Source organism: Streptomyces sp. NPDC045968 (assembly GCF_056430475.1).
This window is the reverse complement of record NZ_JBWKLF010000001.1, coordinates 381,603-403,607: the sequence shown is the minus strand read 5'-3', so window position 1 is coordinate 403,607 and position 22,005 is coordinate 381,603. Positions and strand designations below refer to the sequence as shown.

Here is a 22,005-nt window from a genome sequence, read left to right as displayed (position 1 = left end):
GGATCTACGCCATGTCCCATACTCGCCCCCGTCAACTCTCCACAAACCCCTGTCATTTACGACAGGGTGAGCGGTCATCGGGTACCGAATTCCGGACTCTCTTTCACATACAGGGATGCTGATGACCAAGGAATCCCCCAGCTTCATACCCGGCGCGAGACGTGCGGCCCGGATCGCCGCCGCCGCCGGTCTGGTGGCCGCGCTGGCCGCCTCCGGCGCCGCCCCGGTCTTCGCCGCCGACGACCCCTCCACCGCACCGGTCAAGCCCGCCGCCGCAGGCGGCAAGAGCGACAAGCTCGGCAGCGCCGACGCCGACGTGCTGGCGAAGGCCGAGGCCAAGGGCGAGAAGAACATCACCCTGATGGTCGCCACGGCCCCCGGTGCGACCGAGGAGGTCACCCGGCAGCTGGACGCCGTCAAGGGGTCCGTGCTCGGGCAGACGTACGACAAGCTCGGCTACGTCCGCGCGACCGTGCCGACCGCCACCGCCGACGCCACGCTCAAGGCGGCGCAGAAGCTGTCGTCGGTGTACGGCATCGATCTCAAGCAGGAGATCAAGCTCGACGACCCGACTCCCGCGGGCGACCGGGCGAGCGGCGCCTCGACGAAGGCCTCGGGCTCCTACCCGGCGCCCGGCAAGCGGACCCCGGCGAAGAACCCGTACAACCCGTCCTTCGAGACGGGCGCGGTCGACTTCGTCGCGCAGAACCCGAAGGCCGACGGCCGCGGCATCACCATCGGTGTCCTGGACTCCGGCGTCGACCTCGGTCACCCCGCGCTCCAGAAGACCACCACTGGCGAGCGCAAGATCGTCGACTGGGTGACGGCCACCGACCCGGTCAGCGACGGCGACCGTACGTGGCTGCGGATGACGGCCTCCGTGGCCGGTCCCACCTTCACCATCGGCGGACGCACCTACTCGGCTCCCGAGGGCGCGTACAAGATCCAGCTCTTCTCCGAGGCCGCCACCCGTGGTGGCGACATGGCGGGAGACCTGAACCGGGACGGCGACACCACCGATGTGTGGGCCGTCCTCTACGACGCGGTCACCGGCACCACGCGCGTCGACCTGAACAACGACGCCGACTTCACCAACGACGCCGTCATGAAGCCGTACAAGGACGGCCACCAGGTCGGCTACTTCGGTACGGACAACCCGGCGACCGACGTCGTCGAGCGGATTCCGTTCGTCGTCGAGACCCGCAAGGACGTCGTCTACGACGCGGCCGGCGCCAAGGCCGACTTCGTCAACATCGGTGTCATCGAGTCCGAGCACGGCACGCACGTCGCGGGTATCACCGCGGCCAACGGCCTGTTCGGCGGCAAGATGAACGGTGCGGCGCCCGGCGCCAAGGTCGTCTCCTCGCGTGCCTGCACCTGGTCCGGCGGCTGCACCAACATCGCGCTGACCGAGGGCATGATCGACCTCGTCGTCAACCGCGGTGTCGACATCGTCAACATGTCGATCGGTGGCCTGCCGCCGCTGAACGACGGCAACAACGCCCGCGCCGAGCTCTACAAGCGGCTCATCGACATCTACGGCGTGCAGCTGGTCATCTCGGCCGGCAACGACGGCCCCGGTGTGAACACCATCGGTGACCCCGGTCTCGCCGACCACGTCATCTCGGTGGGCGCGTCGATCTCCAAGGAGACGTGGGCCGCCAACTACGGCTCGAACGTGGCCAAGAAGTACAACATGCTGCCCTTCTCCTCGCGCGGTCCGCGTGAGGACGGCGGCTTCGCGCCGATCCTGACGGCCCCGGGTGCGTCCATCAACACCACCCAGACCTGGCTGCCCGGCGGCCCGGTCAAGGAGGCGGGCTACAGCCTGCCGGCCGGCTACTCCATGCTGCAGGGCACCTCGATGTCCTCGCCGCAGGCCGCCGGTGCCGCCGCGCTGCTGCTCTCGGCCGCGAAGCAGAAGCACATCGAGCTGCCCCCGGCCGACCTGCGCACCGCGCTGACCAGCACCGCCACCCACATCAAGGGTGTGCCCGCGCACGCCCAGGGCGCCGGTCTGATGAACATCGTCGGTGCCTGGAAGTCCATCAAGGCGGGTGCCACGGCGCACGAGTACTCGGTGAAGGCCCCGGTCGACACCGCGATCGACTTCGCGCTGAAGACCCCGGGCTTCGGCACCGGTCTGTACGACCGCGAGGGCGGCCTCAAGGCCGGTCAGACCAAGACGTACGACATCACGGTCACCCGCACCACGGGCCCCGACCGCAAGGTCGCGCACTCGCTGTCCTGGAAGAACAACGACGGCACCTTCTCGCTGGCCGGTTCGAGCACGGTCTCGCTGCCGCTCGGCAAGCCCGTGACCGTCAAGGTCAAGGCGCGCCCCGGCAGCGCCGGTGTGCACAGCGCGATCCTGAAGGTGAACGACTCGAAGACCGTCGGCGTGGACCACCAGATCCTCGCCACTGTCGTCGTCGCCAAGCCGCTGGTGGCGCCCGGTTACGCGTACACGGCGTCCGGTTCGGTGCAGCGCAACGACCACAAGTCGTACTTCGTGAACGTGCCGGAGGGCGCACAGACCCTTGAGGTCGCCCTCAGCGCGCTCCGTTCGGGCAGCCAGACGCGGTTCATCTCCATCCACCCCTACGGGGTCGCGGTGGAGGACAGCTCCACGATCTTCTGCTACCCGAACTACGAGAACCCGGCCAACACCTGCCGCCCGGACGTGCGTTCCTACAAGGACCCGCAGCCCGGCGTCTGGGAGATCGAGGTCGAGTCGCGGCGTACGTCGTCGCTGCTGGACAACCCGTACAAGCTGGATGTCTCGCTGCTCGGCGCCTCCTTCGACCCGGCGGTGCAGACCATCGCCGAGGCGAAGGTCGGCACCCCGGCCGCGGTGAACTGGACGGTCACGAACAACGCGGGCGACCTGGAGGGCACGCTCAAGGGCGGCTCGCTGGGTTCGGCCAAGGTCGAGCGTCCGTCGATCTCCACGGGTGAGACGTACGAGACCACCGTCACCATCGGCGAGGGAGTCGAGAAGCTCGACTTCGCCATCGGTGGCACCTCGGACGCCAACGCCGACATCGACCTGTACGTCTACAACGGCGACACCGAGGTCGGTGCGTCCACGACGGCCGGTTCCGAGGAGTCGGTCAGCCTGGTGAAGCCCGCAGCCGGTACGTACACCGTCGTCGTCGACGGCTACGCGGTTCCGGCGGGGACCACCGAGTACGACTACCGCGACGTGTACTACGCGCCTTCGCTCGGCGCGATCACGGTCGACGAGTCGAAGACGGTGAACCTGGCCAACGGCGCCTCGGCCCAGCTCGGCGCCGAGGTCCTGGTCGCCGGCGCGGCCCCCGAGGGACGTCAGTTCTTCGGTGAGGTCCAGCTGGTGAACGCCCGCGGCACCGCGGCGGGCACCGGCAGCGTCGTGATCGAGAAGGTCACGCCGTAACGGCCGGCAGTACCTGAACAGCGGGGCGGGCGCTCTTCCGGGAGCTCCCGCCCCGCTGTGCGTCATCCGGGGTCCGTGCATTCCAGGGTGCGCGAGGCGGGCAGCGCGGCCTCCATCCACTGCCGGGCGGCGGCGCGGTCGTCACCGGTGTAGGACTCGACCACCTCACCGGGGAAGCGCGAGACGACCACGAGCATGGGCGTGCCGGGCCGGAAGTAGTCCTCCTCCTCGCCCGTGACGACGAACGAGGTCTCCCGGGGCCCCTTGCCGGGCTTGAGGTACCGGTCGACCGAGAGCACGACCCGTACGAGGCCGTCGGCCCGCTCCGTCCGGCTGACCGTGCCGTCCGCGACGACGCGGGCGCACGCCATCCGGCCCTCCTCGGTCAGTTTGGCGTCGCCGTGCTCCCCGGACGGCTGCGCGACCGACCAGAGGATTCCGGTCCCGGCCAGACAGGCGGCGATCACCACCGAGGCCGCCAGCGCGAGCGGTCCCTTCCGGGTCCACCGCGGGCGGGCGGGCGCGTGGGCCACCGGAAGCGGTTCCGGGGCGGCCAGCCGGTCCCCGACGACGTGCAGCTGCGCGCCGAGCACCGCCATGTCGCGGGCCGCCGCCTCGTACCGGGCACGAGCGGGAGCGTCAGCCGCGGAGGGCGCCGGCTCCCCCAGCAGTACCGCCATCAGCTCGTCCTGTGCGTCCGTGTCCACCGTCACACCACCTCGTCCGTGTGCAGTCGCGCCAGCCGTTCACGCATCGCTCCCGCCGCCGTGTGCAGGCGGCTCTTCACCGTGCCCTCGGGAACACCCAGTGCCGCCGCGATCTGCGGTACGGAGAGATCGGCGTAGAACCGCAGCACCAGCGCCTGGCGCTGGACCGCGGGCAGCTCGTCGAGCCCCTCCGCGACGGTGAGGGCGAGCAGCCGTGCCTCCTGACCGCCCTCGGTCAGCGGGTCCGCCGGGCTCAGCGCGGCGAGCCGGGCACTGATCCGCTCCTGTCTGCTGCGGCCCCGGTGCCAGTCGGCGGCCAGCCGGGAGGCCACCACGGCCGCCCAGGCGCCGATCTCGCGGGGCGCATCCCGGCCGCTCGCCGAGCGCTCCAGGAGGCGCAGCCGTACCTGCTGCACCCCGTCCTGAAGGTCGGAGTACGGCACTCCGCCCAGTGAGAGAACCGCACGCACCCGGTTCACCTGTGCCGGACCGAGGGGATCTTCCCCCGCGCCGGCCACCTTCCTCCTCAGCAAGGACTGCCTCCCCCTGATGTGTTTCCCCTATGACGCGGAAGTGCGGTGGAACGTTCACCGCCGTCGGTTTCCGCCGTCCGAGGAACGGACAATGGATTGGACAAGGTGGGCGGGGACATACGCATCATGGAGCGACAAGCGGGTCGCACACACGTACAGAGGAGTCTCCGTGAAGGTCGGAATCGTCGGCGCCACCGGTCAGGTCGGCACAGTCATGCGCAGCATCCTGGCCGAGCGGAAGTTCCCCGTCGCCGAGCTGCGGCTCTTCGCCTCCGCCCGTTCCGCGGGCTCCACCCTCGCCTGGGAGGGCAAGGAGATCACCGTCGAGGACGCCTCCACGGCCGACTACACGGGCCTGGACATCGTGCTGTTCTCGGCCGGTGGCGCGACGTCGAGGGCGCTCGCCGAGAAGGTCGCGTCCCAGGGTGCCGTCGTGATCGACAACTCCTCGGCCTTCCGGATGGACCCCGAGGTGCCGCTGGTCGTCTCCGAGGTCAACCCGCACGCGGCGAAGGTCCGTCCCAAGGGCATCATCGCCAACCCGAACTGCACGACGATGGCCGCCATGCCCGTGCTGCGCCCGCTGCACACCGAGGCCGGCCTGGAGACGCTGACGGTCGCTTCGTACCAGGCCGTGTCGGGCTCCGGCGTCGCCGGTGTGGCCGAGCTGCACGGCCAGGCGCTGAAGGTCGTGGGCGAGGCCGACAAGCTGGCCCACGACGGTGAGTCCGTCGACTTCCCCGCGCCTGCCGTCTACAAGCGTCCGATCGCGTTCAACGTGGTGCCGCTGGCCGGTTCGATCGTGGACGACGGTTCGTTCGAGACGGACGAGGAGCAGAAGCTCCGTAACGAGTCCCGCAAGATCCTGGAGATCCCGGAGCTCAAGGTGTCCGGCACCTGTGTCCGCGTCCCGGTCTTCTCGGGCCACTCGCTCCAGATCAACGCCCGGTTCGCCGGTCCGATCAGTGTCGAGCGCGCGTACGAGCTGCTGAAGGACGCCGAGGGCGTCGAGCTCTCCGAGATCCCGACCCCGCTCCAGGCGGCCGGCAAGGACGCCTCGTACGTGGGCCGCATCCGGGTCGACGAGACCGTCGAACACGGTCTGGCGCTGTTCGTCTCCAACGACAACCTCCGCAAGGGCGCGGCGCTGAACGCCGTGCAGATCGCGGAGCTGGTGGCGGACGAGCTGAACGGCTGACCGGCGTACGGCGAAGGGGCGGCCACCGGGTTCCGGTGGCCGCCCCTTCCGTCTGCCCGCGGTCAGAGGGCGAGGTGCCTGCGCAGAGCCGTGTCGATCTCGGTCATGCGCCGGCGGGGGACGGTGCCGACGCGGCGGAGGAACCGCTCGTGCGCCATGGCGCGTACCTGCTCGCACTGCACTTTGGAGTCCCTGGGCAGACCGGCCTCGTCTGCGGGCAGCAACACCTGGAACGGATAGATCCGCGTGGTGTTCGAGGTCAGCGGCACCACCGTGACCACGCCCCGTCCGGTCCGGTCCACCACGGCATTCGCACCGTCGTTCGAGACGATCACGGAAGGGCGCGCTTTGTTGGCCTCGCTGCCTCGCACCGGCTCGTACTCGACCAGGTAGATGTCACCGCGCTTCATCGGTCAGCCCGTCCGCTGAGAACTGATCCCAGAACGCGGCATCCTCGCTCGCGTCCCACTCCGCGAAAGCCGCCTCGTAGTCGGCCTCCAGGTTGGAGGCACGCAGAGCCTCGATCGCGGCATGGATCACCGCCGACCGCGAATCCGCCTCGGTCTTCGCGGCGTACTCGTCGAGGAAGGCGACATCCTCCTGCGGCAAGCTCACACTGATCTTCATGCTCGCCATCCTACCGAAGGTAGGAACGATATGGCTACCACAGGTATCAGCCCCTGCGTACCTCGAAGTGGAAGCATCCGTACTCCACGGCCCGTACGTGTACGAGCGCCACCTCCGGATCGGCGAACGCCTCCGAGAGGGCCGTGTCGAAGCCCCGCTCCTCCTCCGCCGGGATCTCCAGCAGCCGGCCGCCGACGATCCGGCCCTCCGCGCTGTAGCGCCGCAGGACCCGCAGCGCACCCGCCCGCGAGAACGGGTAACCGGACCGGTCCGCCGCCGGCCCCTCGCACTCGTCGGCGTGGATGAAGACCGGACCCTGCTCGTCGTACGCGCCCGGCTTCGCCCAGCTCGCGGCCGCCCAGCGCCGCAGCGGGGCGTAGGAGACGAGGGCGATCCGCTCCCCCGGCTCCGCCCCCCGCAGACAGCAGCGCAACGGGTCGCCGCCTTCCGTGGCCGTGTAGGGGACACAGGGGCGCCCCGCGTCGTCGGTCTCCCGGAGTTCCTTGAGTGCGGTCGGTTCGATGGGACGTGCCTCGTAGCCGTTCATGGTTCGAGGGTCGCGCGGCCCTCGGCGGGAGTCCGGCGGAAAACGGACATCGCGCTGCGCGCGTCTCCCATGGAAGGATGACCGAAAACTCGCATATCAAGGAGATGACCGCGTGCCTGGCACGAATCTGACCCGCGAAGAGGCACAGGAGCGGGCGCGCCTGCTGACCGTGGACGCGTACGAGATCGATCTCGACCTCTCCGGAGCGCAGGAGGGCGGCACCTACCGGTCCGTCACCACCGTGCGCTTCGACTCCGCCGAAGCCGGTGCGGAGACCTTCATCGACCTGGTCGCCCCGGCCGTGCACGAGGTCGTGCTGAACGGCAAGGCGCAGGACGTCGCCGCCGTCTTCCGTGACTCGCGCATCGCGCTGAAGCACCTGCACGCCGGCACCAACGAGCTGAAGGTCGTCGCCGACTGCGCGTACACCAACACCGGCGAGGGCCTGCACCGCTTCGTCGACCCGGTCGACGAGCAGGCGTACCTGTACACCCAGTTCGAGGTCCCGGACGCCCGCCGGGTGTTCGCGAGCTTCGAGCAGCCCGACCTGAAGGCGGCCTTCAGCTTCACCGTGAAGGCCCCGGCCGGCTGGACCGTGATCTCCAACTCGCCGACGCCGGAGCCCAAGGACGATCTCTGGGTCTTCGAGCCGACGCCCCGCATCTCGACGTACATCACGGCTCTGATCGCCGGTCCGTACCACGCGGTGCACAGCAGTTACGAGAAGGACGGCCAGTCCGTCCCGCTCGGCATCTACTGCCGTCCGTCGCTCGCCGAGTACCTCGACGCGGACGAGATCTTCGCGGTCACGCGGCAGGGCTTCGACTGGTTCCAGGAGAAGTTCGACTACGCGTACCCCTTCGCCAAGTACGACCAGCTCTTCGTCCCGGAGTTCAACGCGGGCGCGATGGAGAACGCGGGCGCGGTGACGATCCGCGACCAGTACGTGTTCCGTTCGAAGGTGACGGACGCGGCGTACGAGGTCCGTGCGGAGACCATCCTGCACGAGCTGGCCCACATGTGGTTCGGCGACCTCGTCACCATGGAGTGGTGGAACGACCTGTGGCTGAACGAGTCGTTCGCCACGTACACCTCGATCGCCTGCCAGGCGTACGCCGAGGGGTCCAAGTGGCCGCACTCCTGGACCACGTTCGCCAACTCCATGAAGACGTGGGCGTACCGCCAGGACCAGCTGCCGTCCACGCACCCGATCATGGCGGACATCAGCGACCTCGACGACGTCCTCGTCAACTTCGACGGGATCACGTACGCGAAGGGCGCGTCGGTCCTGAAGCAGCTCGTGGCGTACGTCGGCATGGACGCGTTCTTCCAGGGCGTCCAGGCGTACTTCAAGGCGCACGCCTTCGGGAACACCCGCCTTTCGGACCTGCTGGGCGCGCTGGAGGAGACCTCCGGCCGTGACCTGAAGACCTGGTCGAAGGCGTGGCTGGAGACGGCGGGGATCAACATCCTGCGCCCGGAGATCGAGACGGACGAGAACGGCCACGTCACGTCCTTCACGGTCCTCCAGGAGGCCCCGGCGCTCCCCGCGGGCGCGAAGGGCGAGCCCACCCTGCGTCCGCACCGGATCGCGGTCGGCTGCTACGACCTCGACGAGGCCGGGAAGCTGGTCCGTACGAGCCGGATCGAGCTGGACGTCGACGGCGAGCGCACGACCGTGCCGTTCCCGGCGGACACCGCCCGCCCGGCGGTCGTCCTCCTCAACGACGACGACCTCTCGTACGCGAAGGTCCGCCTCGACGAGGAGTCGCTGCGGGTCGTCACCGCCCACCTCGGCGACTTCGCCGAGTCCCTGCCGCGCGCCCTGAGCTGGGCCTCGGCGTGGGACATGACCCGCGACGGCGAGCTGGCGACGCGCGACTACCTCTCCCTCGTCCTCTCGGGCATCGGCAAGGAGTCGGACATCGGCGTCGTCCAGTCGCTGCACCGCCAGGTGAAGCTGGCCCTGGACCTGTACGCGGCACCGGAGGCCCGTGAGGCGGCTCTGACGCAGTGGACGGACGCCACGCTGGCCCATCTGCGTGCGGCGGAGCCGGGCAGCGACCACCAGCTGGCCTGGGCCCGCGCCTTCGCGGCGACGGCCCGCACGCCGGTCCAGCTGGACCTGCTCCAGGCCCTGCTGGCCGGTACGGAGACGGTCGAGGGCCTGGCCGTCGACACCGAGCTGCGCTGGGCGTTCGTGGAGCGGCTGGCCGCGACCGGGCTGCTCGACGAGGAGGAGATCGCGGCCGAGTACGAGCGCGACAAGACGGCGGCGGGCGAGCGCCACGCGGCGTCCGCGCGTGCGGCGCAGCCGAGGGCGGAGGCGAAGGCCGCGGCCTGGGCCTCGGTCGTCGAGTCCGACAAGTTGCCGAACTCCCTCCAGGAGGCGGTGATCAGCGGCTTCGTCCAGACGGACCAGCGCGAGCTGCTGGCCCCGTACACGGAGAAGTTCTTCACGGCGGTCAAGGACGTCTGGGACTCGCGGAGCCACGAGATGGCCCAGCAGATCGCGGTCGGCCTGTACCCGGCGCTCCAGGTCTCGCAGGCCACGCTGGACGCGACGGACGCCTGGCTCGCCTCGGCGGAACCGAACGCGGCCCTGCGCCGGCTGATGTCCGAGTCCCGCGCGGGCGTCGAGCGCGCGCTGAAGGCGCGGGCGGCGGACGCGGCGGCCGCTACCGCCTGACGGCGCGGCTGAACAGTGAGGGGGCGCCACCGGTGGTGGCGCCCCCTCATCGCGTCCGTGACCGTCTACTCCCCCGCGTCCTGCGGATACCAGCGCAGCTCGATGGTGTTGCCGTCCGGGTCCCGTACGTAGACCGACTGCGCCTCGCCCCGGGCACCGAACCGGCCGCCGGGCCCCTCCACCACGGGCAACGTGCCGGAGTCGATGAACTCCCGCCAGTCCAGCGGCTCGACCACCAGACAGATGTGGTCCACGTTGGATGCGCCGCGGGGGCTGTCGAGCAGATCGATGATGGTCGTCGGACTGACCCGCACCGACGGGAACGGGACCTCGCCGGCCCGCCACTCCTCCACCCGGACCGGCTCCAGGCCGAGCGGCCCGCAGTAGAACTCCAGGGCACGCTCGACGTCCCGCACGTTGAGCACGAGGTGGTCGAAGGCTTTGACTCGCAGCATGGGACACCCTTCAGATGTACGCGTTCCGGTCTCGCCGGGCTTCCGTACCCAACCTCCGTACCGCCAGGGTTAGTCCCGCTTCCCCCCGCTCGGACGGAGAGGTCTCGCTTCGGGCGTCCACGTGGAAACCGCCCGTCGGGCGGGCGCCGTTGCGCAGCCGTCCGACGGGCGGGAGTGGGTGGGTGGGGAGCGTTACGCGCCCGACTCCTCGTAGCGGCGGGTCAGTTCGGCCGTGCCCGATTCCGTCAGGGAGCCGTGCAGGCGCATGCGGGCCACTCCGCCGTCGGGGAACGCGTCGAGGCGTACGTGGGTCACCACCGCCTGGGCGCGCAGGACGAAGCGGTGCGGGGTGTCGGGCTGGAGCTTCGTGCGGGGGATGATCTCGAACCATTCGCCGGTCTCGCCGTTGCGGCCCTGAAGGGCGATCCAGCCGGCCGCGTTGCCCTTGAGGTAGGCGGTGTCGATCTCGACCGCGCGGACCGCGCCCTGGGCGGGCAGGCGGAAGCGGACCCAGTCGTTCGTGTCGCGGACCCGGCGGCGGCGGTTCTCCCAGCCGTCGTCCATCTTGCGGGAGGTTCCGGGCAGGATGATCTGGGCCGGTGAGGAGTAGAAGCGGTCCGAGGCGTCCTCGTACGTGCCGCCGTTCAGGATCGAGATCAGGTCGATCGTGCCGAGGGCCGCGAGCCAGGCCGGGTCGGGGACGACCTCGCCGTGGACGCGGAGGCGGGCGATGCCTCCGTCGGGGTGCTGGCAGAGGCGGATGTGGGTGTAGCGGCGGCCGCCCGTGACCTCGAAGGCGTTGGCGGCGTGGCCGCGTACGGGGGTCGGCGGGACGATCTCCTCCCACTTGACGTCGTCGGCGAGGAGTTCGGAGGGGCCGGGCGAGCCTTCGACGGCCGTCGCCTGGACGGAGACGCGCTGCGGGTAGTTGCCGCGGAAGTGGGCCGTGTCCACGATGAGGCCGCGGATGATGCCGGGGGCGCCGAGCCGGACGATGGCCCAGTCGTGCTCCTCGGGGGCCGGGAAGGGGTGCGCGGCGTCGGCGCCGCGCCGGCGGCGGGTCTCCCAGCCGTCCATGATCTTGCCCTTGTGGCCGAAGCGCTCGGGGTCGAAGACGGCGCGCTCACGGATGAGCAGGTTCTCGCGCTCGGCGAAGAACTCGTCGTTGGCGGCGATCACGCCCGCGCCGAGGCGGCGGTCCGCGAGGTCGACGAGCTCGGTGAACGGGAGGCCGGTGGCGGCGCGGTAGTCGGCGTAGGGGTCGCCTCCGCCGTACGGGGCCGCGTCATTGGCGTGGGGGTCGTTGTCCTGGAATGTGGTCTCGCTCGCGTCGAAGGTCATGGGACGACTGTCGGGCAGCGAGACCCATCAGGTCCATCGAAAGTTTTCGTAAGGTTTGTTCAGCTCAGCTGAACGGTTGGGAGCGGGCTCTCGCCACGTCCCCGAGGGCCGCGAGCACCCGGGCCACCGCAGGGCCCCCCTCCGCGCCCTGCCGTACCGCCGCCACCACGTGGCGGCGCGGCTGATCCGCGTCCAGGACCCGCATCACCACGCCGTCGCTGCGCTCCCTCGACGCCATCCGGGGGATCAGCGCGATCCCCATGCCCGCCTCGACCATGGCGAGGATCGCGGTCCAGCCGGAGGCGCTGTGCGCCTGCTCGGGCACGAAGCCCGCCGCTTCGCAGGCCGCCGTCGTGATCTCCGACCAGGGGCCCGAACCGCCGAAGATCCAGGGTTGCGACGACAGGTCCGCCAGACGCAGGCCGGGGGCCTCGGCCAGGTGGTGGTCCGCGGGCAGTGCCACGTCCAGGGGATCGGCCAGGAGGGGGACGAGGGCGAAGCGGGGGTCGCGGGCTGTGGGCGCGTGGGCGGCGAGGGACAGCGCGAGATCCACGTCGCCGGACGAGAGGAGTTCGTACGCCTCCGCAGCCTCCGCCTCCCGTACCCGCACCTCCGGGCCCGGACGGTCCTCGGAGCGCAGAAGCCGGACCGCCGGTACGACGAGGGCGGGTACGGCCGTCGAGAAGGCCCCGACCCGTACCTCGCCCGCCTCGCCCCGCAGATAGCCGGTGAGTTCGGCGTCGGCGCGCTCCAACTGGGCGAAGACCACCTCGGCGTGGCGCAGTACGAGATGGGCGGCGTCGGTGAGGCGGACCCGTCGGCCCTGGGCTTCGAGGAGGGTGACGCCCAGTTGCCGGGCGAGGTTGGTGAGTTGCTGGGAGACCGCGGACGGGGTCATCAGCAGCGCCTCGGCGGTCGCGGTCACGGTGCCCCGGTCGCGCAGGGTGCGCAGGATGCGGAGCTTCTTGACGTCCCACTCGGTCATGGGCGCAACCTACCGGGCGTCACGGAAAGGGCCCGGACATGCCGGTGCACCGCGCGGCACTGGGTACCGGCGGTGCACTCGGGGAGAGGTTCTAGACCGACTTCTTGGACTTGTCGAGCACCATGACCAGGCCCGCGATCACCGCGAAGAGGGCGATGGGAGCCACGACATACAGCCCGATCGTATCCATCACGCTCAGGCCGGAGCCCGGGTCGTCACCGTCGTCGCGCGTGAGAGCAAGCGCGGGCGACGACATGAGCAGCATCATCAGCGTCGTACCGGCTGCGACGGCGCCGGCGCGCATAGCGTTCTTCTTGTCCACGGTGCAAACGTAGCGAACGGCTACGGGCGGCGCGCGCCCGGGGGTGCCGTACGGGACGCGGGGTGCTCCGGGCGGGGGCTCAGCACCTCCATCAGCCGGTGCAGCCGGGGCGACGCGACGAGCTCCTCCAGGGTGACCGGGTGGCCCTCGGCATCGGCGACGGGCAGGCGCCAGTTGGGGTACTGGTCCCAGGTGCCCGGCAGGTTCTGCGGGCGGCGGTCGCCCACCGTGTCGGGGAGCCAGACGCCGATCATCCGGGCGGGGGTCCGCAGCAGGAAGCGGTGGACGGCCCGGACCGCGGCCTCCTCGTCACCCTCGCCCTCGGGCAGGAGACGGAGCCGGGCGAGGTAGGCCAGCCACTCGGCGGTCTCGGTGGCGTCCTCGGTCAGCTCCTGCTCCAGCGGGCGGGTGAGCAGCCCCAGGCGGTGGCGCAGCGTCACATGGTCGCCCGTCAGCCGGGCGGCCGTGGAGGGCAGGTCGTGGGTGGTGGCCGTGGCCAGGCAGTCCTGCCGCCACCGCTCCGGGGGCAGGGGTTTCCCCGTGCCGTCCCAGTCCCGCTCGAACCAGAGCACGGAGGTGCCGAGCACGCCGCGCCGGGCGAGCGCCTCGCGGACGCCTGGTTCGACGGTGCCGAGGTCCTCCCCTATGACGACGGCACCGGCCCGGTGCGCCTCCAGGACGAGGACGGCGAGCATCGCCTCGGCGTCCTGGACTACGTACGTGCCCTCGGTCGGCGGACGCCCCTCGGGCACCCACCAGAGCCGGAACAGCCCCATCACATGGTCGATGCGCAGGGCGCCCGCGTGGGCGAGGAGGCCGCGCAGGAGGCCGCGGTACGGGGCGTAGCCCGAGGCGGCGAGCACATCGGGCCGCCAGGGGGGCAGCCCCCAGTCCTGGCCGCGCGCGTTGAAGGCGTCCGGGGGTGCGCCGACCGACATCCCGCGCGCGAAGGCGTCCTGCTGGGACCAGGTGTCGGCGCCGGCCGGGTGCACGCCCACGGCCAGGTCGTGGACGATTCCGACGGCCATCCCGGCGTCCCGCGCGGCCTGCTGGGCGGCGGCGAGCTGCGTCGCGGTCAGCCAGGCGAGCCGGCAGTGGAAGTCGACCCGGTCCAGGAGTTCGGCGCGGGCCCTGGCCGTCTGCGGGGAGCGCGGGTCGCGCAGGCCCTCGGGCCAGGTGTGCCAGTCGGAACCGTGCACCTCGGCCAGGGCGCACCACAGTGCGTGGTCCTCCAGGGCCTGCCCCTGTCCGGCCAGGAAGTCGCAGTAGGCGGCGCGGCGGCCGGGGGTCAGCGGCACCTCGTGGATGAGCTCCAGCGCCTGCCGCTTGAGCTCCCAGACGGCGTCCCGGTCGATCAGTGCGCCCTTGCTGAGCACGGCTTCGGAGAGCCCGGCGGCGTCCTGGCGGAGGTCGTCCAGCGCCGCACGGTCGCGGACGTGCCCGTACTCGGGCACCGACTCGATGTGCAGATGGACGGGGTCGGGGAAGCGGCGCGAGGAGGGGCGGTACGGGGAGGGGTCGGTGGGTCTGCCCAGTACGGCGGCGTGGAGCGGGTTGACCTGGACGAACCCCGAGCCGAGGCTCCGGCCGGACCAGGCGGCGAGGTCGGCCAGGTCGCCGAGGTCGCCCATGCCCCAGGACCGGGAGGAGAGCAGGGAGTACAGCTGGACGAGGAAGCCGTGGACGCGGACGGGCGGCTGCGGGACGCGGGCCGGGGCGACGACGAGGGTGGCGGTCGCGTGCCGGTTGTCGGGCGTGCGCGCGGAGAGCCGGTGGACCCCCAAGGGGGGCTCGTGCCACCAGCCGGGTGCCTGGCCGGTGGCGTCGGCGGCGGGCTCGGCCGGGGAGTGCTCCGCCGCCGGAGTCACGACCTGGGTCAGGTGTGCCGGGGGCGTGGCGGACGGCCCCGGGTCGGCTTCCGGCTCGATCGTGAGCGTCGTGTCCGGTGGCAGCGCCGTCAGGGCGGCCGGCAGGGGCTCTCCCGACCAGACCACCACCGTCGGCGGAAGCAGGCGTGAAACCGCCTCCGATTCCGCGGCGTCGAGCGACCTCCGTACGGCCGCGGGGGTGCCGGCGTCGACGCCCAGCGCGGCGAGCACGGCCGTGACCGTGTCGTCGGGGACGGACACCGTGACATCCGCGGACGGGGAGTAGGAGGTGGCGACGCCGTGCAGTGCGGCGAGCCGGGACAAGCCCATTCAGACTCCTGGGAACTCCATGCCCCCTGCGGTGCCGGGGGCGGTCGGCTCGCTGGTCAGAGGGGCGACGGCGGCGAGCGGTGGCTCGCTCGTGAGAGGGGTGGCATCGGCGAGCGGAGGCTCGCTGGTCAGCGGTGCGGCGTCGGCGAACGCCGCCTCACCGTTCAGGTGGGAGACATCGGCGAGCGGCAGCTCGCTGATCATCGGAGGCGCGAGGTCGGTCAGGGGCGGCTCGGTGGCAGGTGCGGCAGAGCCCGGGCTCGGTACCTGTTTGGAGAGGGCGGAGAGCAGAAGCTGCGCGGCAGCGGGCATGGTGGCCTCCTGGCCGTTGGGAACAGGACACCGCCAGACCTACCCAGCCGGTGCGACCGCAGACGTGAACGTGACATACGCGTTATGACAACGAGCCCAACGTGCCGCAGGTCACATCCCGTTCCCCCGTACGCCGGTCATGGACCGATTTCAGCCACTCGATGCCGCTTCCGGACCCCCCGCGAGCCCGGCACCCGGAGGCGAGGCGCCGTACGACCGGGCATATCTGGCGCAACGGTCACGCGCATTGACACCCTCGCGCCCGGGTGGTGGGCTCGGAGCCCACCGGACGTGACGAGGGGAGCGCGACGTGCAGTTCGGACGCAGGAAGCACGCGACGGCCGTCGCCGTCGCGGTGATCGGCGGACTGCTCGGTTCCGTCGCCCCGGCCGCGACCGCGGCCCCCGTCGTACCCGGGCCGCGGACCGCGGTCCCCGACCGCGTCGACGACACGCTGCCACCCTCCGTCTGGCCCCGTCCGCAGACCATCGAGGCGTCCGGTCAGGCGGTGCCCCTCGGTACCGACGTCACCGTCGTCGCCGACGCGGGCGCCGATCCGTACGCGGTGGACGCCCTGCGGTCCGTGCTCCGTGACGCGGGCGTCACCACCGTGCACGAGGGGCTGCCGGGGCGTGGCCCCGTCGTCCGCATCGGCGGTGACGGTGCGCTGGACGCCCTGCGGGTCATGCGGGCGCCCGCGCGCGCCGACCTTCCGGCCGGCGGTTACCGCATCGCGGTCGGCCAGGTCGCCGGACGCTCCACCGTCGCCCTGGACGGGGTCGGCGACGACGGCCTCTTCCACGCCGTCCAGACGCTGCGCCAGCTGATCCGTGGCGGCGCCGTCGCGGGCGCCGTGGTGCGCGACTGGCCGGGCACGGCCGCGCGCGGGATGGCCGAGGGGTTCTACGGGCAGCCATGGACCCGCGAGGAGCGGCTCGCGCAGATCGCCTTCATGGGGCGCACCAAGCAGAACCGCTATCTGTACGCGGCGGGCGACGATCCCTACCGCCAGGCCCGCTGGCGCGAGCCGTACCCCGCCGAACGCCGCGCGGACTTCCGCGCGCTGGCGGAGAAGGCGCGCGCCGAGCACGTGACGCTCGGCTGGGCCGTCTCCCCCGGCCAGGCGATGTGCATGGCGTCGGACGGTGACATCAAGGCGCTGACGCGGAAGATCGACGCGATGTGGGCGCTGGGCGTACGGGTCTTCCAGCTCCAGTTCCAGGACGTCAGCTACAGCGAATGGCACTGCGAGGACGACGCGGACACCTTCGGCAACGGCCCGGAGGCCGCCGCCAGGGCGCAGGCGCGTGTCGCGAGCGCCGTCGACCGGCATCTGGCGGAGCGCCACCCGGACGCGGAGCCGCTGTCGGTGATGCCGACCGAGTACTACCAGGACGGTTCGACGGACTACCGCAAGGCACTCGCCGCCGAGCTCGACGACCGGGTGCGGGTGGCGTGGACCGGGGTCGGGGTCGTACCGAGGACCATCACCGGGCGGGAGCTGGCCGGTGCACGGGCCACCTTCCGCCATCCACTGGTCACGATGGACAACTACCCGGTCAACGACTACGCGCAGGACCGGATCTTCCTCGGCCCGTACACCGGCCGGGACCCGGCGGTCGCGATCGGTTCGGCCGCGCTGATCGCCAACGCGATGGAGCAGGCGTCCGCGTCCCGTATCCCCCTGTTCACCGCCGCCGACTTCGCCTGGAACCCGAAGGGCTACCGGCCGCAGGAGTCCTGGCAGGCGGCGATCGACGACCTGGCGGGCGGCGACGTCCGTACCCGGACCGCACTGCGGGCCCTCGCGGGCAACAGCGCGGCCTCCGTGCTCGGCGGTGCGGAGTCCGCTTATCTGCGGCCCCTGCTGACCGCGTTCTGGGCGTCGCGGCCCGCGAGCGGCAGCTCGCGCGACGACGCGGCGCGCGAGCTGCGGGCGGCGTTCACCGTGATGCGGGAGACCCCGCGGCGGCTGACCACCCCGGCGGACGGGCGGCTGGACGACGAGGTGCGTCCGTGGACGGATCAGCTGGCCCGGTACGGCAGGGCCGGCGAGCTCGCCGTCGACCTGCTCCAGGCACAGGGGCGCGGCGACGGACCGGGCGCCTGGCGGGCACAGCTGGCCCTGGAGGACCTGCGCCGGGAGATCGCGGCCGGCGGGGCGACCGTCGGCAAGGGCGTGCTGGGGCCGTTCCTGGACCGGGTCCTCAAGGAGGCCGGCGGCTGGAACGGCGCCGACCGCGACTCGGGCACCGTGAGCAAGGACGCGACCGGCTACACGCTCCAGCTGGGACGGCCCCGTCCCGTGGACGCCGTGACCGTGATGGCCGAGCCGGGCAGCCGCTCAGCCGGCGCGGTCCTCCAGGCCCATGTGCCCGGCGAGGGCTGGCGCGGCCTCGGCCGGCTCACGGAATCGGGCTGGACCCAGACGACGACGAAGGGGCTGCGGGCGGACGCGATCCGGGTCGGCCTGCCCGCCGTGGCCCCGCCCTTCACCGGCAGCGCGCCCCCGCTCGTCCCGGGCCCCGGCACCGGGACGGCCGGTCCCGGGGTGCGGGCGGTCGTGCCGTGGTTCGGCGACGAGCCCGCCGCCCGCCTCGATCTCGCACGCGGCGAGACGGACGCGGTGATCGGCGGCGGCCCGCAGCGAGTCGAGGCCCGGCTGGCCGGGCGGCGCCCCGCCGAGGTGCGGGGCGCGCTGACGGCCGAGGCCCCCAAGGGCATCGAGGTGAAGGTCCCGAAGCAGACGACGGTCCCGCGCGGCTCCCGCACCGACGTGCCCGTGGACATCACGGTCCCGGCGGACACCCCGGCCGGTGAGTACGAGGTGCCGTTCAGCTTCGGCGGTGAGCGCAGCACGCTGACGGTGCGGGCCTTCCCCCGTACGGCGGGCTCCGATCTGGTACGTACGGGCACGGCGTCCTCGTCCGGCGACGAGACCCCGGACTTCCCCGCGGCGGCCGCGGCGGACGGCGACCCCGCCACCCGCTGGTCCTCGCCCGTGGAGGACGGCGCCTGGTGGCAGACCGAGCTGCCCGAGCCGGTGCGACTGGGGCAGGTGGTGCTGCGCTGGCAGGACGCGTACGCCGCGCGCTACCGCGTCCAGGTCTCCGCCGACGGCCGCACCTGGCGTACGGCGGCGACGGTCCGCGAGGGCGGGGGCGGGCGCGAATCGGTCCGGATGGACGCGAAGGACACCCGCTTCATCAGGGTGCAGGGCGACAGCAGGGCCACCGAGTACGGCTACTCGCTCTGGTCGGTGGAGGCGTACGCGGTGGCGGCGGAGTAGCGGTACCGACCTGGCACGATCAAGCCCGGCCGAGGACACGACGGCCACCGGCCGGCCCGGTCACCCTCACGCCGAGACACCGTCGATCCGGGCCAGCACGTCGTCCGCGCCGAACGGCTGCAGATACGGGAGCCAGCGCGGGTCCCGGTGCCCGGTCCCGATGATGCGCCAGGCCAGGCCGCTGGGCGGGGCGGGCTGGTGCCGGAGCCGCCAGCCGAGCTCGGGCAGATGCCGGTCGGCCTTGACGTGGTTGCAGCGGCGGCAGGCCGCCACCACGTTGTCCCAGGCGTGCTGTCCGCCGCGGCTGCGCGGAATGACGTGGTCGACGCTGGTGGCCGCGGCGCCGCAGTACATGCAGCGCCCGCCGTCCCGGGCGAAGAGCGCCCGCCGGGTCAGTGGAACGGGCCCCCGGTAGGGGACCCGTACGAACCGCTTCAGGCGGATGACGCTCGGCGCCGGTACAGCACGGGTGGCACTGTGCATGAAGGCGCCGGACTCCTCGAGGCAGATTGCCTTGTTCTCGAGGACGAGGACGAGCGCGCGGTGGAGCGGTACGACGCCGAGCGGCTCGTACGACGCGTTGAGAACCAGGACGTGCGGCACGGTGGATGCCTCCTTGTACGCCGGCGGCGCGTGGCTCGCGCCGGGACGATCCGATCTCAGTCTCTCCTCATGCCTGGTCGAAACGCCACCACGTGCTGGTAACGGGCCGGAGGGATTTTCCTCACCCCGCCGCCCGGCCACCGCCGGTACACCCGGTGACAGGCGCTTCACCACGGCGGCCGTCCGCCCTGTGCGATCGGCCACACCTGGTGTATCCCCGGATGAGACGTGTCTCTCCCTCGAACACGGCAACGATCCACTCCCATGGCTTCGTTACTGTTGTTGGTCACCCGTCGCCGCTTCTGGAGGTTCCCGCCGTGCACCTGTCCGCCCTCTTGGCCGCAGCGCCTTCGCCGGAGCCGGTCGGTTCGCTGGGTGAGGCCGCCGAGCAGGCCGGCAACGCCGCGGGCTGGGTCGAGCAGAACTGGTCCACCTGGCTGAACACCGGGCTGCGCATCCTCCTCATCGCGGCGGTCGCGATCGTGCTGCGTTATGTGATCCGCCGCGCCCTGACCAACCTCATCGAGCGGATGAACCGCAGCGCCCAGGCCGTGGAGGGCACCGCACTCGGCGGACTGCTGGTCAACGCGGAGCGGCGCCGCCAGCGCTCGGAGGCGATCGGTTCCGTACTCCGCTCGGTGACGTCGTTCCTGATCCTCGGTACGGCGGGCCTGATGATCCTGGGCGCGTTCCAGATCAATCTGGCCCCGCTGCTGGCCTCCGCCGGTGTGGCGGGGGTGGCGCTGGGCTTCGGCGCGCGCAACCTGGTCACCGACTTCCTCTCCGGCGTCTTCATGATCCTTGAGGACCAGTACGGCGTCGGGGACACGGTCGACGCGGGTGTCGCCTCGGGCGAGGTCATAGAGGTGGGTCTGCGGGTCACGAAGCTGCGCGGCGACAACGGTGAGATCTGGTACGTCCGCAACGGCGAGGTGAAGCGGATCGGCAACCTCAGCCAGGGCTGGTCGACGGCCGGTGTCGATGTGACGGTGCGCCCCTCGGAGGACCTGGAACTGGTCCGCAAGGCGATCACCGCGGCGGCGGAGACCATGACCAAGGAGGACCCGTGGACCGAGCGCCTCTGGGGCCCCGTGGAGGTCCTGGGCCTGGACGCGGTGCTGCTGGACTCGATGACCGTCCGGGTGACGGCCAAGACGATGCCGGGCAAGGCGCTGGGCGTGGAGCGCGAGCTGCGCTGGCGGATCAAGCAGGCGCTGGACGGCGCGGGCATCCGGATGGTCGGGACGCTGCCGCTCCAGGCGGACGTGGACGCGCTGCCGGACCCGACCGCCGGCATGGCCGCCCCGTCGGCGTACGCCTCGGCGACCTCGCCGCAGTCGCTGGCCGCCACCCCCATCGCACCGCCGAATCTGGCCAAGTAGCAGAAACGGACTCGAAGGGGCGTTCCGCGCATGCGGTGCGCCCCTTCGGCGCAGGGGTGTTCCAGGTAACGCTTTGATAGCCGCAGGGGTGCCGCCCATTGACGGTCCGGTGACCTGCGCCATACCTTCCTCTCACGAATAGGAAAGTTTCCTAACAGAGGGCAGGTGGACACCATGGCGGGAACCTCGCCGGGCACCCCGGGCACACCGCGGGTCCTGCGCGCCATGAACGACCGGGCCGCCCTCGATCTGCTCCTGGAGCACGGCCCTCTCTCCCGTACGAGGATCGGGAAGCTGACGGGCCTCTCCAAGCCCACCGCCTCCCAGCTGCTGGCCCGTCTGGAGGCCGCGGGGCTCGTCGTGGCCACCGGCACCAGCGAGGGGCGCCCCGGACCCAACGCCCAGCTCTACGCCGTGAACGCGCGCGCCGCCCATGTGGCAGGCCTCGACGTGACCGCCGGGCGGATCGTCGCCGCGGTCGCCGACGTGACCGGCGAGACCGTCGGACGGTTCGAACTGCCCACCCCCGGCCGCCGTGCCGAGGGGGTCGTCCGGCAGGTGGCCGAGGCGCTGGACGGCGCCGTCAAGGACGCCGGACTGACCCGCGCCGATGTGCACCGCGTCGTCATCGGCACCCCCGGCGCCTTCGATCCGGGCACGGGCCGGCTGCGGTACGCCTCGCACCTGCCCGGCTGGCACTCCCCCACCCTGCTGGAGGAGCTGGCCGCGTTCCTGCCGATGCCGGTCGAGTACGAGAACGACGTGAACCTCGTCGCGGTGGCCGAGCAGCGGCTCGGCGCGGCCCGCGGTCACGAGGACTTCGTCCTGCTGTGGAACGAGGAGGGCCTCGGCGCCGCCCTGGTGATCAACGGCCGGCTGCACCGCGGCTGGACCGGCGGCGCGGGCGAGGTCGGCTTCCTGCCGGTGCCCGGGACGCCCCTCGTACGCCAGGTCGTGAAGGCCAACAGCGGCGGCTTCCAGGAGCTGGCGGGCGCCCAGGCACTGCCGAGGATGGCCACGGCACTCGGCATCGACACCCCGCACCAGCCGTACGCGCGGGTCGCGGCGGAACTGCTGAGGCGGGCGGTCGAGGCGTACGAGAGCGACGAGGCGCTCACCGAGCTGCTGCGCCAGTACGCCCAGCGCCTCGCCACCGGTCTCGCCTCCGTCACCGCCGTACTCGACCCTGAGCTGATCGTGCTCTCCGGTGAGCTCGTCTCCTCGGGCGGTGAACTGCTGCGTTCGCTGGTCCAGTCCGAGCTCGCGGAGCTCGCCGCGTCCCGGCCCCGTCTCGTCCTCGGTGAGATCGGCCACCATCCCGTCCTGCGGGGCGCCCTGGAAAGGGCTCTCGCGGACACCCGCGACGAAGTGTTCGACACCTCTCGCTGAATTCCCCGTT

General features: G+C 71.8%; 18 protein-coding genes. 6 read left to right on the top strand and 12 right to left on the bottom strand.

Translation table 11 applies throughout. The annotated features are described in order from the left end of the window. Positions 1 to 115: 115 nt before the first annotated feature. Positions 116 to 3,418 (top strand): S8 family serine peptidase, encoded by a 3,303-nt coding sequence (locus AC07FA_RS01670; RefSeq protein ID WP_479072685.1) that lies wholly within the window; start codon positions 116 to 118, stop codon positions 3,416 to 3,418. A gap of 62 nt (positions 3,419 to 3,480) precedes the next feature. On the opposite strand, the gene AC07FA_RS01665 is transcribed toward AC07FA_RS01670, so the two are convergent. Both AC07FA_RS01665 and AC07FA_RS01660 read right to left on the bottom strand, forming a co-directional pair. After that, positions 3,481 to 4,125 carry a hypothetical protein gene (locus AC07FA_RS01665; protein WP_479072684.1) on the bottom strand — a complete coding sequence of 215 codons (645 nt, stop codon included), beginning with the start codon at positions 4,123 to 4,125 and terminating at the stop codon, positions 3,481 to 3,483. A gap of 2 nt (positions 4,126 to 4,127) precedes the next feature. Beyond that, positions 4,128 to 4,658: an RNA polymerase sigma factor gene (locus AC07FA_RS01660; protein ID WP_479072683.1), complete on the bottom strand. Its 531-nt coding sequence runs from the start codon at positions 4,656 to 4,658 to the stop codon at positions 4,128 to 4,130. Between the two features lie 169 nt (positions 4,659 to 4,827). On the opposite strand from AC07FA_RS01660, the gene AC07FA_RS01655 reads away from it, so the two are divergent. Next, a complete protein-coding gene (locus tag AC07FA_RS01655) occupies positions 4,828 to 5,856 on the top strand; it encodes an aspartate-semialdehyde dehydrogenase (protein ID WP_479072682.1) in 1,029 nt (342 codons plus the stop codon). A gap of 62 nt (positions 5,857 to 5,918) precedes the next feature. Here the strand turns inward: AC07FA_RS01655 and AC07FA_RS01650 are convergent, their stop codons facing one another. Genes AC07FA_RS01650 through AC07FA_RS01640 form a run of 3 tightly spaced genes read right to left on the bottom strand, consistent with a single transcriptional unit; the run spans position 5,919 to position 7,030 of the window. Next, complete coding sequence (locus AC07FA_RS01650; RefSeq protein ID WP_479072681.1) at positions 5,919 to 6,266, bottom strand: type II toxin-antitoxin system PemK/MazF family toxin; 348 nt, start codon at positions 6,264 to 6,266, stop codon at positions 5,919 to 5,921. Continuing rightward, positions 6,253 to 6,483, bottom strand: a complete 231-nt coding sequence (locus AC07FA_RS01645; protein ID WP_479073413.1) for a ribbon-helix-helix domain-containing protein — start codon at positions 6,481 to 6,483, stop codon at positions 6,253 to 6,255. Before AC07FA_RS01645 ends, AC07FA_RS01650 begins: the two co-directional genes overlap by 14 nt. A 46-nt stretch (positions 6,484 to 6,529) precedes the next feature. Next, entirely contained in the window at positions 6,530 to 7,030 is a 501-nt protein-coding gene (locus AC07FA_RS01640) for a DUF1203 domain-containing protein (RefSeq protein WP_479072680.1), read from the bottom strand. Positions 7,031 to 7,142: 112 nt separating this feature from the next. On the opposite strand from AC07FA_RS01640, the gene pepN reads away from it, so the two are divergent. Continuing rightward, entirely contained in the window at positions 7,143 to 9,719 is a 2,577-nt protein-coding gene (gene pepN / locus AC07FA_RS01635; RefSeq protein ID WP_479072679.1) for an aminopeptidase N, read from the top strand. Between the two features lie 65 nt (positions 9,720 to 9,784). Here pepN and AC07FA_RS01630 read toward each other — a convergent pair whose 3' ends face one another. From AC07FA_RS01630 to AC07FA_RS01605, 6 genes are all read right to left on the bottom strand, one after another. Beyond that, a complete protein-coding gene (locus AC07FA_RS01630; protein ID WP_479073412.1) occupies positions 9,785 to 10,171 on the bottom strand; it encodes a VOC family protein in 387 nt (128 codons plus the stop codon). A gap of 195 nt (positions 10,172 to 10,366) precedes the next feature. Then, positions 10,367 to 11,515 (bottom strand): allantoicase, encoded by a 1,149-nt coding sequence (gene alc, locus AC07FA_RS01625; protein ID WP_479072678.1) that lies wholly within the window; start codon positions 11,513 to 11,515, stop codon positions 10,367 to 10,369. Between the two features lie 64 nt (positions 11,516 to 11,579). Continuing rightward, positions 11,580 to 12,500, bottom strand: coding sequence for a LysR substrate-binding domain-containing protein (locus AC07FA_RS01620; protein WP_479072677.1), 921 nt, complete (start codon positions 12,498 to 12,500; stop codon positions 11,580 to 11,582). 91 nt (positions 12,501 to 12,591) lie between these two features. Next, complete coding sequence (locus AC07FA_RS01615; protein WP_479072676.1) at positions 12,592 to 12,822, bottom strand: hypothetical protein; 231 nt, start codon at positions 12,820 to 12,822, stop codon at positions 12,592 to 12,594. Positions 12,823 to 12,842: 20 nt separating this feature from the next. After that, positions 12,843 to 15,020, bottom strand: a complete 2,178-nt coding sequence (gene malQ / locus AC07FA_RS01610; RefSeq protein WP_479072675.1) for a 4-alpha-glucanotransferase — start codon at positions 15,018 to 15,020, stop codon at positions 12,843 to 12,845. Next, positions 15,021 to 15,332 (bottom strand): hypothetical protein, encoded by a 312-nt coding sequence (locus AC07FA_RS01605; protein ID WP_479072674.1) that lies wholly within the window; start codon positions 15,330 to 15,332, stop codon positions 15,021 to 15,023. 310 nt (positions 15,333 to 15,642) lie between these two features. Between AC07FA_RS01605 and AC07FA_RS01600 the strand changes: the two genes are divergently transcribed. Beyond that, positions 15,643 to 18,621, top strand: a complete 2,979-nt coding sequence (locus tag AC07FA_RS01600) for a beta-N-acetylglucosaminidase domain-containing protein (RefSeq protein ID WP_479072673.1) — start codon at positions 15,643 to 15,645, stop codon at positions 18,619 to 18,621. Positions 18,622 to 18,687: 66 nt separating this feature from the next. Here the strand turns inward: AC07FA_RS01600 and AC07FA_RS01595 are convergent, their stop codons facing one another. After that, entirely contained in the window at positions 18,688 to 19,224 is a 537-nt protein-coding gene (locus tag AC07FA_RS01595; protein ID WP_479072672.1) for an HNH endonuclease, read from the bottom strand. 317 nt (positions 19,225 to 19,541) lie between these two features. Between AC07FA_RS01595 and AC07FA_RS01590 the strand changes: the two genes are divergently transcribed. Both AC07FA_RS01590 and AC07FA_RS01585 read left to right on the top strand, forming a co-directional pair. Then, positions 19,542 to 20,606 (top strand): mechanosensitive ion channel family protein, encoded by a 1,065-nt coding sequence (locus AC07FA_RS01590; RefSeq protein ID WP_479072671.1) that lies wholly within the window; start codon positions 19,542 to 19,544, stop codon positions 20,604 to 20,606. Between the two features lie 174 nt (positions 20,607 to 20,780). Then, positions 20,781 to 21,995, top strand: coding sequence for an ROK family transcriptional regulator (locus tag AC07FA_RS01585; protein WP_479072670.1), 1,215 nt, complete (start codon positions 20,781 to 20,783; stop codon positions 21,993 to 21,995). Positions 21,996 to 22,005 lie beyond the last annotated feature (10 nt).

Coding starts and splice junctions, on each gene's coding strand:
- AC07FA_RS01670 (WP_479072685.1), top strand. CDS start 116: ATGCTGATGACCAAGGAATCCCCCAGCTTCATACCCGGCGCGAGACGT.
- AC07FA_RS01650 (WP_479072681.1), bottom strand. CDS start 6,266: ATGAAGCGCGGTGACATCTACCTGGTCGAGTACGAGCCGGTGCGAGGC.
- AC07FA_RS01645 (WP_479073413.1), bottom strand. CDS start 6,483: ATGAAGATCAGTGTGAGCTTGCCGCAGGAGGATGTCGCCTTCCTCGAC.
- AC07FA_RS01640 (WP_479072680.1), bottom strand. CDS start 7,030: ATGAACGGCTACGAGGCACGTCCCATCGAACCGACCGCACTCAAGGAA.
- alc (WP_479072678.1), bottom strand. CDS start 11,515: ATGACCTTCGACGCGAGCGAGACCACATTCCAGGACAACGACCCCCAC.
- AC07FA_RS01620 (WP_479072677.1), bottom strand. CDS start 12,500: ATGACCGAGTGGGACGTCAAGAAGCTCCGCATCCTGCGCACCCTGCGC.
- malQ (WP_479072675.1), bottom strand. CDS start 15,020: ATGGGCTTGTCCCGGCTCGCCGCACTGCACGGCGTCGCCACCTCCTAC.
- AC07FA_RS01605 (WP_479072674.1), bottom strand. CDS start 15,332: ATGCCCGCTGCCGCGCAGCTTCTGCTCTCCGCCCTCTCCAAACAGGTA.
- AC07FA_RS01585 (WP_479072670.1), top strand. CDS start 20,781: ATGGCGGGAACCTCGCCGGGCACCCCGGGCACACCGCGGGTCCTGCGC.